Source organism: Vreelandella venusta (assembly GCF_007989605.1).
GTDB classification, from domain to species: domain Bacteria; phylum Pseudomonadota; class Gammaproteobacteria; order Pseudomonadales; family Halomonadaceae; genus Vreelandella; species Vreelandella venusta.
Genome location: NZ_BJUL01000013.1, coordinates 1 through 14,095 on the forward strand (window position 1 = coordinate 1; position 14,095 = coordinate 14,095).

Genomic DNA, 14,095 nt, shown 5'->3' on the forward strand with positions numbered 1-14,095 from the left:
TATTGGTGTTGAAAGTGCTGACACTTTCCTGCGCCCCATCTATGCGGGCAACGCCATCGCCACAGTAAAAAGCGACGACGCGCTGAAAGTGATGACCGTGCGTACCACCGCGTTTGATGCGGTCGAGAGCACGGGTAGCGCCTCTGTCGAAGCGGTAGACGTAGTGGTTGAAAATGGTCAGTCTAGCTTTGTTAAGCAAGAGCTGGCGCAATCCGACCGCCCTGAACTTGGTGGTGCTAAAGTCGTGGTGTCTGGTGGTCGTGGTATGGGCAACGGCGAAAACTTTAAGCTGCTTGACGGCATTGCTGACAAGCTGGGTGCTGCCATTGGTGCCTCACGAGCGGCGGTAGATGCCGGTTTTGTGCCCAACGATATGCAAGTTGGTCAAACCGGCAAGATCGTAGCCCCTGAGCTATACATTGCCGTGGGTATTTCTGGTGCGATTCAGCACCTAGCGGGCATGAAAGACTCAAAAGTGATTGTAGCGATCAACAAAGACGAAGAAGCGCCGATCTTCCAAGTCGCTGATTATGGCTTGGTGGGGGATCTCTTCGAGGTTCTGCCGGAGCTTGAAAGTAAGCTATAAGCCACTGAATCTAAACTGGCTAAAAGCCGACTTCATCAGAAGTCGGCTTTTTTATTGACGATGAATTCGATAAACTGCCAATAGTTGACTAAGGTACTGGGGTATAAAACGTACCGGTTGCCAATAATCGCTACTCGCGGTAATTAATTATAGCCGTGATGGTTGAAAAAGGTGAGGTAAGACCACACCTAGCTAGGTGAACGTAACAAAAGCCACTTAAGGAGAAGTTAGCATGGCACATACACTTCCAGAATTACCGTACGCTTATGACGCGCTTGAGCCGCATATCGATGCGATGACGATGGAGATTCACCACTCTCGTCACCACAATACTTACGTCACTAGTTTGAATGCTGCGCTTGAAGGCACAGGCCTTGAAGACGTGCCGGTAGAAGAACTGGTTGCTAATCTTGATCGTGTACCGGAAGAGAAGCGTCAAGCCGTTATTAATCACGGCGGCGGCCATGCCAACCACTCTATGTTCTGGCAAATGATGTCACCTAATGGCGGTGGCCAGCCCCAGGGTGATGTGGCCAAGGCGATTGAAGCCGAGCTAGGCGGTCTGGACGCGTTCAAGGAAGCGTTCAAGGCGGCAGCGCTGGGTCGCTTTGGTAGCGGCTGGGCATGGCTCTCCGTGACACCTGAGAAAAAGCTGGTTGTTGAAAACACCCTGAACCAAGACAGCCCGCTAATGCATGGCAACACGCCGGTATTGGGTCTGGACGTTTGGGAGCATGCATACTACCTGAAGTTCCAAAACAAGCGTCCTGATTACGTAGCAGCCTTCTTTAACGTCGTTAATTGGGAAGATGTTGAGCGTCGTTATCAGGCGGCTATCGCCTAAGCTTACATCGATAAGTAGAGGTGCCAAGCGATATGACTTGGCGCCTTGGAAAAAACCGCTTCCATTGGGAGCGGTTTTTTTTTGTTTTGGAGCAGGTTGACCGTTTCTGAAGCAGTGCTTATGGCGGCTCTCATGAGGGCTATTAAGAGCGCTCCTGGGGCGGCTCTGGGAGCTGCGTCGTAGGCAGCTATTGGGGGGCTGCTGGGTATGATATTGGGTACGAGCTGTCAATAACCTGTGGATTAAAAAATACCATATATGCTTGAATTGATTTTCTCATGGTCTATATATAGTATGCGTAGTGTCTTCCAGAGAGGGCGAGCACAAGATATGCTCTACCCGAAAAACACCGCTATGAAAAGGAAAAAATAGCCATGGATATCCAAATTTATAGCAAGCCTGCTTGTGTTCAATGCACTGCTACCTACCGTGCGCTGGATAAGCAGGGCCTAGAATATACCGTTATCGATATCACTGCAGAAAGCGGTGCCCAGGAAGAAGTGGAAGCACTGGGTTATCGCCAGTTACCTGTCGTGGTTGCAGGTGAAGATCATTGGTCTGGTTTTCGTCCTGACCGCATTCAAGCACTAGCGTAAAACATCGCTATGCAAAACGCTGGTGTGGAAGCTGGGCGCAATCGTTCATTAGTTTATTTTTCCACTAAGTCAGGCAATACCCACCGTTTTATACAAAAGCTTGGCTTAAGCGCCCAGCGGCTGCCATTAAACCGTGAAGAACCAACGCCACGCGTAGAGCAGCCCTACATATTAGTGACACCTACCTATGGTGGCGGCTATGCCGAAGGGGCAGTGCCGAGGCAGGTGATTCGATTTCTAAATGATGAGCACAATCGTCACCTTTTACGGGGTGTTATTGCTGCTGGTAATACGAATTTTGGTGAGGCATACGGATTGGCAGGGCGAATTATTGCTCAAAAGTGCCAGGTGCCGCTGCTTTATCGATTTGAACTGTTTGGCACTGACGACGATGTCGCCAAGGTCCGCAAAGGAGTAGAAGAGTTTTGGAAACGTCAAGCTCAGTCTCTAGCAACGTAGCTGCTAACAATGTCGCTACAACGAATTCGGCAGAAACAAAACGGCCGACTGCGGGGGTGTCCGAGGCGCGTACCCTGGATTACCATGCGCTGAACGCGATGTTGAATCTATACGGTGCCAATGGTGAATTGCAGCTCGATAAAGATCGCGAAGCCGCTCGCCAGTATTTCCTGCAGCACGTTAATCAAAACACCGTGTTCTTCCACTCGTTGGAAGAGAAGCTCGATTACTTAGTTGAAGAACAGTACTACGAAGCAGAAATGCTGGCTCAGTACAGCTTTGCCTTCATTAAGGCGCTGTTTGAGCAGGCATACGCCTATAAATTCCGTTTCCCGAGTTTCTTAGGCGCTTTCAAGTATTACACCAGCTACACGCTGAAAACCTTCGACGGTAAGCGTTACCTTGAGCGTTATGAAGACCGTGTCTGCATGGTGGCACTGACGCTGGCGCGTGGCGATGAAGCGTTGGCCAAGTCGCTGGTTGATGAAATTATTAGCGGCCGTTTTCAGCCAGCTACGCCGACTTTCCTAAATTGCGGTAAACAGCAGCGCGGTGAGCTGGTTTCCTGCTTCCTGCTGCGTATTGAAGACAACATGGAGTCGATTGGCCGTTCGATTAACTCCGCGTTGCAGCTCTCTAAGCGCGGCGGCGGTGTTGCCTTCTTGTTGACTAATATCCGCGAGTCCGGCGCACCTATTAAGCGTATCGAAAACCAGTCCTCGGGTATTATCCCGATTATGAAACTGCTGGAAGACGCTTTCTCCTACGCTAATCAGTTAGGTGCACGCCAGGGCGCCGGTGCGGTTTATTTAAATGCTCACCACCCGGATATCCTGAGTTTTCTCGACACTAAGCGTGAAAATGCCGATGAAAAAATTCGCATTAAAACGCTGTCGCTGGGCGTAACGATTCCAGACATTACCTTTGAGCTGGCTAAGCGCAACGACGATATGTACCTGTTCTCGCCCTACGATGTTGAGCGGGTTTATGGCGTGCCGTTTGGAGATATCAGCGTAACCGAGAAGTACCATGAGATGGTCGCGGATGCGCGTATTCGTAAGCACAAAATCAATGCCCGTGCGTTCTTCCAAACCCTGGCCGAGCTGCAATTCGAATCGGGCTATCCGTACATCATGTTTGAAGATACGGTTAATCGTACGAACCCGATTGCCGGCCGTATCAATATGAGCAACCTTTGCTCTGAAATTCTCCAGGTGAATACGCCCACCGAATACGATGACGATCTTGGCTATCGCCAGGTCGGTCAGGACATCTCCTGTAATCTTGGTTCGATGAACATCGCGAAGGTGATGGACTCAGGCGATATTGGCACCAGCGTTGAGATTGCTATTCGTGGTTTGACCGCGGTTTCTGAAATGAGCAACCTGCGCAGTGTACCTTCCATTGCTGAAGGTAATGCCAAGTCTCGCGCCATTGGCCTTGGGCAAATGAACCTGCACGGATTCCTGGCGCGCGAACACATTTATTATGGTTCGGAAGAGGGGCTGGACTTTACCAACCTCTACTTCTACTGCGTGGCATTCCATGCGATTCGTGCGTCTAACCGGCTGGCGATCGAGCACGGCGAAGCCTTTGCAGGGTTTGAGGACTCCACCTACGCATCGGGCGCTTTCTTTGATAAGTACACCGATCAAGCGTGGCTGCCGAAAACCGAGAAAGTGCGTCATTTGTTCGAGCGTAGCGGTATTGCACTACCGACCCAGGAAGAGTGGCAGGCGCTAAAGGCATCGGTGATGGCACACGGGCTGTATAACCGTAACCTGCAGGCGGTGCCGCCAACGGGTTCTATCTCATATATCAACCACTCCACCTCTAGTATTCACCCGGTGGCAGCGAAAATTGAGATCCGTAAAGAAGGCAAGCTGGGGCGTGTTTACTATCCGGCGCCATTCTTGAATGAGGCGAACTTCGATTATTTCCAGGATGCCTATGAAATTGGCCCTGAGAAAATTATCGATACCTATGCTGAAGCGTCTAAACACGTCGATCAGGGGCTGTCGTTAACGCTGTTCTTCCCTGATACCGCCACCACGCGGGATATCAACAAAGCGCAAATTTACGCGTGGCGCAAGGGCATCAAGACGCTTTACTACATCCGTTTACGCCAGAGCGCGCTTGAAGGTACGGAAGTAGAAGGCTGCGTCTCCTGCTCGCTGTAATCGTATATCGCTTTTATTAGATCATGTTGGTGAGAGAATTTTGATGACCACTATGCAACGCCTATCGCGGGTCGATGCGATCAACTGGAATCGCCTTCAGGACGATAAAGACCTGGAAGTGTGGAACCGCCTGACCAGCAATTTCTGGCTGCCGGAAAAAGTGCCGCTCTCCAACGATATTCAGTCGTGGAACACCCTGACGCAGCAGGAAAAACAGCTGACGATACGCGTGTTCACTGGCCTGACGCTGCTCGATACAATTCAGAGCAGCGTGGGCGCGCCAGTGTTAATGGAAGATGCACGCACACCCCATGAAGAGGCGGTTTACACCAATATCGCCTTTATGGAGTCGGTGCATGCGCGCTCTTACAGCTCAATTTTCTCAACACTGTGCGCGACGCGGGATGTGGATGATGCGTTTCGCTGGAGTGAAGAAAACCCGACGCTGCAGGCGAAGTCTGAGTTGATTCTTGAGCGTTACCGCTCCGACGATCCGTTAATGCGTAAAGTGGCTAGCGTCTTCCTTGAGTCATTTCTGTTCTACTCGGGTTTCTACCTGCCGATGTACTGGTCGAGCCACGCCAAGCTGACCAACACGGCTGATCTGATTCGTTTGATCATTCGTGATGAGGCCGTGCACGGCTACTACATTGGCTACAAGTTCCAGCAAGCGCTGGCAGAAGCCACGCCCGAGCGCCAGCAAGAAGTGAAAGACTATGCTTATGAGCTGCTGCTAGAGCTTTACGACAACGAAGTGCGCTACACCGAATCGCTCTATGATGAGGTGGGTTTAACGGAAGACGTGAAGAAATTTCTTCACTACAACGCCAACAAGGCACTGATGAATCTCGGGTTTGAACCGTTGTTCCCCAGCAGCGTCACCGACGTTGACCCAACGATTATGGCCGCGCTTTCGCCCAGTGCAGATGAAAACCACGACTTTTTCTCCGGCTCTGGTTCTTCCTACGTGATTGGTAAGGCTGTTGCCACCGAAGACGACGACTGGGCGTTTTAAGCTTATCGTCGGCGGCTTTTCAGCGCCGTTGATAGTTTGATGAGGCAAGGAAGGAGGGGGCAGTGCTGGGCAATACCGAAAAGACGCACAAGCTGCTGAAAATAGCAGCGGCAGTCGTGAGTGACCCTTCGGGGCGTTTGCTATTAGTACGCAAGCAGGGCACGCGCTTTTTTATGCAGCCAGGCGGTAAAATTGAGCCAGCAGAGGAGGCCATCGCAGCGCTGTGCCGTGAGTTGGAGGAAGAAGTTGGCTTACGTATAGCAAGTGATCAGCTACGTCCTTTGGGCATGCAGCATGCCTTAGCAGCCAATGAGCCGGACACTGTGATTGAAGCGCAGTTGTTCAGTCTGGTGATTGATCAGCCTGTCCATGCAGGGGCGGAGATTGCCGAAGCGGTTTGGGTAACCCGCGAAGAAGCATTAAAGCTGCCGTTGGCGCCGTTGACCAAGCAGCATGTTGTGGTTGCTGCTTAGAAACGCTTTTGCTGTATTTTTACGGAATCTGTGTTTTTGCTGAACCTGTGTTGTTAAACCTATGTCTTTAAACCCATGTCTTTACTGAAGGGCGCCACTTGGCGCCCTTTTTTATGGTGGAGTGACGGTCAGCAGCGAAACGCCATTGAATGCTAATGATAAATATTGTCATTTATTCTATTAGTGTTAGGCTATGCACTGCTTAAACGAAACGCAAATCGTTCATTATACCTAATGAGTTTCTAGCGCGCCGTTAATGGCGACGTGCTAATCAGTAACGGAGACGTAACGTGCTGAAAAGGCCTTTCTTTGCCTTGCATGGAGGCTGGCTTGCCGGAGTGCTGGTCAGTGGTACGCTAATGGCAAGTGATGAGACAGTCGATCAAGCGGCCCAGGGTGTCGAGGCCCAGCAAGCGCAGTCCGCACTTCAGCAGCAAATTGATGAGGCTGATGACGCTACGCGTTCAGCGATTGAAGAGCTGCGCCGCCTAGAGCGGGAAACCCGCCAGATGGAAGCATCCAATGCTGCCCTAAGTGGCCGCCTGGCCAGTGAAGCCAAGCGCCTGCAGCGCCTCGGTCAGGCGCTCGATACGTTAAGCGACACGCGCGCCGCGCTGCCTGCTGTTGAACAGGATATGACAGAGCAGCTAATTAGTTGGATCGAATCTGACCTGCCGTTTCTGAAAGACGAGCGTCTAGCGCGTGTTCAGCCTACTGAACAGCAGGCTTCAGCAAGTGCGACGCGGATTGCCAATTTGCTGGAAGCTTGGCGTGCCGAGTTGGCGTATGGCCGTGAAGTGGATAGCTGGCGTGGTCGTTTGCAATTAGCAGAAGGTAATCCGCGTGAAGTGGACTATTTGCGCATTGGCCGAATCGGCTTTTATTACCTAACCCCTGATGGTCGAGAAGGGGGTGTGTGGGATAAGGCGGGCGGTGAGTGGCAGGCGCTTGATGAAAGCGCTCGCCGCGAGGTGCGTAACGGTCTACGTATTGCTGACGATCAGCGCACGCCAGAGCTGCTGCGTCTACCACTTTCCATTAGTGCCAATGACCACGCAGGGGGCCAGCAATGAGTCTGTTAACACGCCAGCGAGGCGCGCGCAGAAGCATCATTTGTTTTGCACTACTGGCAAGCCTTTTGGGCGGCAGTATGGCAATGGCGCAAACTGACAGCGTTGGTTCGTTACGTGAAGCTCGCGAAGCCGCTGAGGCGCGTGACCAAGCGCGCTTGCAGTCGTTCCTTGATGATCAAGAAGCGTTGGATGAGGCACTGGCAGAGGCGCGGGCTGAACATCAAGCTGCAGAAGAACAGCAAGTCGCGTTAGCCGCGCAGCAACAGGAACAAGCGCAACAGGCTCAAGCGCTGGCTGCGCGCCAGGAAGAACAGGGCGAAGCACTCACTTCGCTGTTGGCGGATCTGTCACGGCACAGCGAAGAGGTACGTAACGAGCTAGGTGGTGACAGCTGGTTAACGCTGGATGCTGATGCGTTACCACCGCGTCTTAATGAGATCGAGGTGCTGGAGCGTCAACAAATCGAAACTGTCGTGGACAGTTTAGCGCTGCTAACGCTGAGTACTGGGCGTGCCGAGCGACTTGAATTACCGGTGGCCGATGCCAGTGGCGAGATTGAATCGAGAAATATCGTGCGCCTGGGTGATTTTGCAGCGTTTACTGATACCGCACTGCTCAGCAAAGGCCAGGATGATGGTGGCCTGGCGGAAGTGCCGCATACTCCGGCCGAAATCAGCGATGTGCTGGCGACTTATCATCAGGGTCAAAGCCGAGTATTTGCCATTGATCCTACCCAAGGTAGCGTGCTGCAAGCTCTCGCTCAGCAGCCAAGCCTTTGGGAGCGATTCCAGCAGGGCGGTTATGTCGGTTACGTCGTGGTGGCGCTGGGTGGCTTTGGTCTCTTAGTGGCTTTGGCACAGTACCTTTACCTAGTGGTCGTCAGTGCGCGGGTGCGCCGTCAGCGTAAGACGCTGGATCAGCCGAACGCTAATAACCCGCTGGGGCGCGTGCTCCAACGCTTCCAGGAATTGGATAAGCACCAAACACCGGAAGCACTGGAAGCAAGGTTAGATGAGTCAGTATTGGCTGAATTGCCGCGCATTGAGCGTGGCCAGCCGATTGTTAAGCTGCTGGCAGCCGTGGCACCGCTGCTGGGTCTGTTGGGCACAGTGACCGGCATGATTGTTACCTTTCAGGCGATTACCGTGTTTGGCACCGGCGACCCGCAGCTAATGGCGGGTGGTATTAGTCAGGCGCTGGTAACAACGGTGTTGGGTCTTGTAACAGCCGTGCCGCTACTATTTGCTCAGACAGCCTTAGCGAGCCGCAGTCGCTTGATTACCCAGGCCATTGAAGGTGAAGCCAGTGCCACCTTAGCTGACCATCTTGAAGCGCAGTCGACGGCTAATGCGCAAGCGGTGACCTAATATGCCCACGTTACCTCTTTGGCTTGAGCCCGTTGAGCGGCTGCTTGATGCCGGTGGTGCCGTTTTAGTAGTGCTGGCATTCGTTGCCGTGCTGGTGTTTGGGATGGCAATTGAGCGCTGGTGGTATTACCGCTTTAGTTGGCGGCGTGCCCGTCGCCAATTGATCCGCCGCTGGGCGGCACGCAGTGACCACCGTAGCTGGAGTGCACGCACGCTACGCAATGTCTGGACAGAGGCACTGGTTGCTAAGCTACGCCGCCCGCTGCCATGGATCAAACTGCTGGTAGCGCTATGCCCACTGCTAGGCCTACTGGGCACTGTTACCGGTATGATTGCCGTTTTCGATAGCCTGTCTCTTAGTGATACCCATCAGGCGCGAGCCATGGCCGATGGGGTTGCCCGTGCCACGCTGCCCACGCTAACCGGCATGGCGATTGCTGTGGTGGGATTGCTATTTATTAGTCGTTTAGAGCACGTGATTCGTCGCGAAGACCAGCGGTTACACGACCGCTTAGCCCGTGCCTTGGAGGAGAATGATGCGTAGACGCCGTTCCATAGACGCCACGGCTGATAGCAATGAAGTTAACCTAACGCCGATGCTGGACGTTGTCTTTATCATGCTGATCTTCTTTATTGTGACGACCAGTTTCATTAAAGAGAGTGGTGTTGAGATTGAACGCCCCGAAGCGGCAGCGGCAAGCCCACGCCCTGACGCACAGGTGCTGATTGCTGTGACGCCGGAGGGAGCTGTTTGGGTCGATGGTAAACCAGTCGATGTGCATCGTATTGGCCAGCAGGTTGCCGATATGCTGAGTGATGATGGCTCCGTTGTTATCCAGGCTGACCGGGAATCGACGACGGGCTTGCTGATTGAAGTGATGGATCGCCTCAAACAAGCGGGTGTTGATCAGATCGCCGTGGCAGCGAGCCGGAGTGCATCATGATTCGTCATGTCCTCTCGATACTCGGTGGCATTGCCTTAGCCGTTGGCTTGTTTTGGATGTTAGCGCTACTGGTGACGCCCCCAGAGCGCTCGCCGGAAACACCGATCATGTCAATGTCGATGACGATGATAGAAGCGCCAGAAGTGGCGCCTGAGCAAGAGGCACCGCCGCCTGCGCCTTCTGAGGCGGCGCCAGCAACTCCGCCGCCGATGCCGATGCCAGCGCCGGCACCTATCGCAGATAGTGCGATTGCGCTACCTGAGGTAGAGCTTCCGGAAGAGCCAGTGGAGCCGGTTGAGTTGGAGAGTGAGTTGCCTGAGCTGACTGAAATAACGCCCGAGCCGACCCCGCAGCCCGCGCCGAAGCCGTCTCCAAGGCCGGCGCCGCAACCTGAGCCCGCACCACAGCCGGCAGAAACAGTCGCGCCTTCTCCCGCGCCGTCGACAGTGCAGCGTGCCGCCGCGCCAGCGGTAGAGCCAGCGCCATCGAATGAGCCTGTCAGTGTTGGGCAAGTTGCCCCGACAAGTCGCGTAGACCCTTCTTATCCACCGCGTGCTCAGCGGCGGGGCATGGAGGGCTTTGTTGAAGTGGAATTTGTTATTCGTCGGGATGGTAGTGTCGATAACGGCACGATCCGCGTGACGCGGGCACAGCCGAGGCGAGTGTTTGAAGACGCTGCCCGCGAAGCGATCGCGCGCTGGCAGTTCGAACCCGGTCAGCAGCTTCGTCGCGCCACGCAGCGCATTGAATTCCAGTTGAGATAGTCCGTTGAGATAGTACGTTGAGATAGTTCGTTGAGTTAGTCCGATGGAATGGTCTGTTGGAATGGTCTGTTGGAATGGTTCGTTGAGTCAGCCCATTGAAAATGCCAGTCGAGGAAAGAGTATGCAGCGTTGGGTGGGAATCGTCGTATTAAGCGCGCTAAGCGTCATGGCGCACGCGAACGAACCGCTGCCGGGTGATATTGTTCGCGATCTTAATGGCTTACAAAGCCAATTAGCTGAGCAGCCCAGCGGCGAGGCTGATAGCGATGTGCTCGAGCGTATTACGCGCCATGCGCGATCCCAGGCGGCGCGCCTCGCGGGTGGCAATCGTGCGGACCAGTGGGCAAGTGCACTTTATCATCAGCTCGCCGCGAGTGCGCTGGTGCGTCAAGGTGAGCACGTTGCGGCTGCTGATGAGCTAGCCAGTGCGCGACAGCGGCCTAGCGTGCCTAACAGTCAAATTCTGCGTTGGCTGCGTGATGAGGCGTCGCTACGTCGCGCCGCTAACCAGCGGCCCGAAGCCATCACGCTGTATGAACAGTGGCTAACTCAATCTCAAGGCAGTCCACACTACGATGAATCAGCATGGCGACTGATTCGTTTGTTAGTGGAAGTAGAGCGCTGGGATGATGCTGCTAAATGGCTGACTCCGTTACTACAAAAAGGTGGATTGACGGACACGCAGCAGACACTAACCACGCTAGTGTTACGCAATGCGGATCAAAACGAGCAGGCTCTCGGTTGGCTGGTGGGGGATTTGAATGCGCAGAGCGATCCTGATGCTTGGCGTCAGGCGGCAGGGCTTGCCCAGCAAGCAGGTCAGGCGGGTGTGGCGGCTGGCGTGTGGGAGATGGCATGGCAGCTGGGGAAGTTCACTACGCTCGAAGATCGCTTAACGTTAATTCGTCTGCATTTGGCGGGTGGCACGCCAGCCAGGGCAGGTGAGCACTTAGAAGCGGCTATTCAAGAAGGTTTGTTGGCGCGTGATGAGGAAACGTTACGGCTGCTGGCGGGGGCATGGCAGCAGGCTAGGCATGTTGATAAGGCGCTAAATGCTTGGAGGGCGCTTGCTGAAAGCACTCAACAAGCAGAAGACTGGCGGCAATATGGGCAGCTGGCTTACCGCTGGGGGCAAGATGATCAGGCCGAGGAGGCTCTTATCAGGGCGGCAAATCTTGGCGATGATCAGGCAGGACAGTGGTTGGCAAATTTTGAAGAGTGACGTGCAAAACCCTCAACAAACGCCCCTCGAACAACCTTAGGGGCGTACATGTGCTTGGCTTTTTTACTCAGTCAGTCGTCTGGGAAAGCGTCAACGCAAAATCGCTCCAGGTAGGAGCGTGATCAGAAGGTCGCTCCATGCCGCGCAATTCATAATCGATGCCTGCGCCGGTGACGCATTCGGCAAGCGGTTTAGACACCAGGATGTAGTCAATGCGCAGGCCGCGTTTTGGCTCGCGGTCAAAGCCCTTTGAGCGGTAGTCAAACCAGCTGAACCACTCACTATTATCTGGGTGACACAGCCGATAGCTGTCGCTAAGCCCCCACGCTTTTATACCTTCAAGCCATTCTCTCTCGATAGGCTGAAAGCTGGCTTTGCCCTCACGCAACCAGCGTTTGCGGCTTGGTTCGCCAATGCCAATATCCTGATCTTCCGGGGATATGTTGAAATCCCCCATGATCGCCAGCTGTTCTTCAGGATGGTGCTGGTTGTGTAGCAGGTTTGCCAGCTGCTGATAGAAGCGCGCTTTGTGCGGGAATTTAGTTGGGTGTTCAATGTTTTCACCCTGGGGGAAGTAGCCGTTCCAAACAGTGACTGTTTCGCCGTTATCGGCCAGTAACTGCACGCCAATCATCCGGCGTTGGGCGTCTTCCTCATCATCAGGAAAGCCATAAAATACCGCTTGGGGTTTTTGCCGACACATTAAGGCAACCCCGTAATGGCCTTTTTGACCGTAATAAAAAACGTGATAGCCCATGGCTTCAACGTCAGCCAGAGGAAACTCACTGTCGTGTACTTTGGTTTCCTGTAGGCCAATGACGTCTGGCTGCTGCGTATCAATCAGCGCTTGAAGCTGATGAAGTCGCGCCCGAATGCCATTGATATTAAACGAGACCAAACGCATTACGAACGATCTCCTGAAGGGTTGTCTCCTTCTTTATCAGGATGGATGGCAATATTCTGTCCGTCTTGCTGGCGTGCCAGTTTACGCACGGCTTGAAGCTTGCGTTGTTGCTGCTTTTTAGCCACAAAACGGCGTGAAGGAGCCACGGCATCAGGGTTGTCATGGCGCCATTTTTTGTAATCTTTGCGGCGACCAGTGCGGATAGTTACCTTATCCGCTAGCGAACGAGTTTTTTTCTTACGCGTCATGTCGCGCTCCTTGGGTTAATTGATGCCTCATTCTAACAGGCAAGCGCACTCCTTCGACAGCAGGACGCGCTCTTATCGCCAACCCCTGGTACAATGCGCACTTCGTGATGCCTAACATCCACAGCAATGGACAGATACACAGCCTATGAGCGAGCCGGAACAGACCACAGCATCGGCCCAGAACCGCAAGCCTAAACGCCGCCGTCGGAAGCCGCGTCGTCGTCAATCAAACTGGGATCTTCGTCAGTTTCAGGTGCCCGCCGTTGCCGGCAAGTGGCGCTTTCATGACTTTGATCTGCCGCTGCCTTTGATGCGTGCCATTCATGCCCAGGGGTTTGAATACTGCACGCCTATTCAGTCAGAGGCGCTGCGACACACGCTGCTGGGTGGCGATATTGTCGGCAAGGCGCAGACAGGCACCGGAAAAACCGCCGCCTTTTTGATCTCGGTAATGGCTTATTTTCTGGAAGAGCCGACCCCCGATGGCCAAAAGCAGGGTGCACCCCGTGCGTTAATTATTGCGCCTACCCGGGAATTGGCACTGCAAATTGAAAAAGATGCTAAAGCGCTTGCTCGCTTCACGCAGCTCAATGTGGCCAGTGTTGTCGGCGGCATGGACTATCAAAAGCAGCGCGACAGTTTGGGTAAGAAGATCGATATTTTGGTGGCAACACCAGGCCGCTTGCTGGACTTCCATCAGAAGCGTGATATCGACCTTTCCGAAGTTGAAGTGTTGGTATTGGATGAAGCGGACCGTATGCTTTCCATGGGCTTTATTCCCGATGTGAAGCGCATCATCCGTTATACGCCTAAAAAAGAGCAGCGCCAGACGTTTCTGTTCTCGGCAACCTTTACCGATGATATCTTGAACCTAGCGAGTCAATGGACGCTCAATCCTGCCCATGTAGAGATTGAAGTTACCGTTGAGAATCAGGCCGATATCGATCAGCGCGTTTATTTAGTATCTGATGACGACAAGCAGCGGCTGTTGGTGAACCTGCTGACACAGGAGAGCTTCGAGCGCGTGATGGTGTTTGGTAATCGCCGTGATCTCGTGCGCAAGCTAGATGATTTGCTGAAAAAAGCGGGTGTCAGTGTCGCTATGCTATCAGGAGACGTGCCACAAAATCAGCGCATCAAAACCTTGGAAAGCTTCCGTGAGGGAGATATCCAAGTGCTGGTGGCAACTGATGTCGCAGGACGTGGTATTCATATTGAAGATGTCAGCCATGTGATCAACTACACGCTGCCGGAAGATCCGGAAGATTACGTTCACCGTATTGGACGTACCGGACGTGCGGGGGCCAAAGGCGTCTCGATTAGTTTTGTTGGCGAAGAAGATGCATTCTCGCTACCAGAGATTGAGCGCTACATTAACGGTAAGTTGCCCTGCGAACATCCGCCGGAAGGCATGCTGTAA

Annotated in this window: 16 protein-coding genes; 14 read left to right on the top strand and 2 right to left on the bottom strand. The window is 53.6% G+C overall.

Annotated features, from left to right (window positions below; genetic code table 11):
• The 13 genes from HVE01_RS14275 to HVE01_RS14335 all read left to right on the top strand — a co-directional run.
• The coding region (locus HVE01_RS14275) for an electron transfer flavoprotein subunit alpha/FixB family protein (protein WP_213014760.1) at nt 1–586 on the top strand (586 nt) is incomplete at its 5' end.
• Nucleotides 587–818: 232 nt separating this feature from the next.
• Nucleotides 819–1,430, top strand: a complete 612-nt coding sequence (locus HVE01_RS14280) for a superoxide dismutase (RefSeq protein WP_089037765.1) — start codon at nt 819–821, stop codon at nt 1,428–1,430.
• 374 nt (nt 1,431–1,804) lie between these two features.
• Complete coding sequence (gene nrdH / locus HVE01_RS14285; RefSeq protein WP_009722061.1) at nt 1,805–2,026, top strand: glutaredoxin-like protein NrdH; 222 nt, start codon at nt 1,805–1,807, stop codon at nt 2,024–2,026.
• Between the two features lie 9 nt (nt 2,027–2,035).
• Nucleotides 2,036–2,485, top strand: a complete 450-nt coding sequence (nrdI, locus tag HVE01_RS14290; protein WP_146944859.1) for a class Ib ribonucleoside-diphosphate reductase assembly flavoprotein NrdI — start codon at nt 2,036–2,038, stop codon at nt 2,483–2,485.
• Between the two features lie 56 nt (nt 2,486–2,541).
• Nucleotides 2,542–4,665: a class 1b ribonucleoside-diphosphate reductase subunit alpha gene (nrdE, locus tag HVE01_RS14295; protein WP_146944897.1), complete on the top strand. Its 2,124-nt coding sequence runs from the start codon at nt 2,542–2,544 to the stop codon at nt 4,663–4,665.
• Between the two features lie 43 nt (nt 4,666–4,708).
• A complete protein-coding gene (nrdF, locus tag HVE01_RS14300) occupies nt 4,709–5,680 on the top strand; it encodes a class 1b ribonucleoside-diphosphate reductase subunit beta (RefSeq protein WP_038485235.1) in 972 nt (323 codons plus the stop codon).
• Nucleotides 5,681–5,742: 62 nt separating this feature from the next.
• Entirely contained in the window at nt 5,743–6,153 is a 411-nt protein-coding gene (locus HVE01_RS14305) for an NUDIX hydrolase (RefSeq protein ID WP_244973729.1), read from the top strand.
• A gap of 290 nt (nt 6,154–6,443) precedes the next feature.
• Nucleotides 6,444–7,226: a DUF3450 domain-containing protein gene (locus tag HVE01_RS14310; RefSeq protein ID WP_125748942.1), complete on the top strand. Its 783-nt coding sequence runs from the start codon at nt 6,444–6,446 to the stop codon at nt 7,224–7,226.
• The gene (locus HVE01_RS14315) at nt 7,223–8,593 is read left to right on the top strand and encodes a MotA/TolQ/ExbB proton channel family protein (RefSeq protein WP_146944860.1); all 1,371 of its coding nucleotides are present in this window, start codon (nt 7,223–7,225) and stop codon (nt 8,591–8,593) included. The genes HVE01_RS14310 and HVE01_RS14315 overlap by 4 nt, the downstream gene beginning before the upstream one ends.
• 1 nt (nt 8,594) lies before the next feature.
• Nucleotides 8,595–9,137 (top strand): MotA/TolQ/ExbB proton channel family protein, encoded by a 543-nt coding sequence (locus HVE01_RS14320; protein ID WP_125748936.1) that lies wholly within the window; start codon nt 8,595–8,597, stop codon nt 9,135–9,137.
• Nucleotides 9,130–9,537, top strand: a complete 408-nt coding sequence (locus HVE01_RS14325) for an ExbD/TolR family protein (RefSeq protein WP_125748933.1) — start codon at nt 9,130–9,132, stop codon at nt 9,535–9,537. Before HVE01_RS14320 ends, HVE01_RS14325 begins: the two co-directional genes overlap by 8 nt.
• Nucleotides 9,534–10,301 carry a TonB family protein gene (locus HVE01_RS14330; RefSeq protein ID WP_125748930.1) on the top strand — a complete coding sequence of 256 codons (768 nt, stop codon included), beginning with the start codon at nt 9,534–9,536 and terminating at the stop codon, nt 10,299–10,301. Before HVE01_RS14325 ends, HVE01_RS14330 begins: the two co-directional genes overlap by 4 nt.
• Before the next feature lie 121 nt (nt 10,302–10,422).
• A complete protein-coding gene (locus HVE01_RS14335) occupies nt 10,423–11,523 on the top strand; it encodes a hypothetical protein (RefSeq protein ID WP_146944861.1) in 1,101 nt (366 codons plus the stop codon).
• Between the two features lie 67 nt (nt 11,524–11,590).
• Here HVE01_RS14335 and xthA read toward each other — a convergent pair whose 3' ends face one another.
• The gene (gene xthA / locus HVE01_RS14340) at nt 11,591–12,427 is read right to left on the bottom strand and encodes an exodeoxyribonuclease III (protein ID WP_125748923.1); all 837 of its coding nucleotides are present in this window, start codon (nt 12,425–12,427) and stop codon (nt 11,591–11,593) included.
• The gene (locus HVE01_RS14345; RefSeq protein ID WP_125748919.1) at nt 12,427–12,675 is read right to left on the bottom strand and encodes a hypothetical protein; all 249 of its coding nucleotides are present in this window, start codon (nt 12,673–12,675) and stop codon (nt 12,427–12,429) included. Before HVE01_RS14345 ends, xthA begins: the two co-directional genes overlap by 1 nt.
• Nucleotides 12,676–12,820: 145 nt before the next feature.
• On the opposite strand from HVE01_RS14345, the gene rhlB reads away from it, so the two are divergent.
• The gene (rhlB, locus tag HVE01_RS14350) at nt 12,821–14,095 is read left to right on the top strand and encodes an ATP-dependent RNA helicase RhlB (RefSeq protein ID WP_146944862.1); all 1,275 of its coding nucleotides are present in this window, start codon (nt 12,821–12,823) and stop codon (nt 14,093–14,095) included.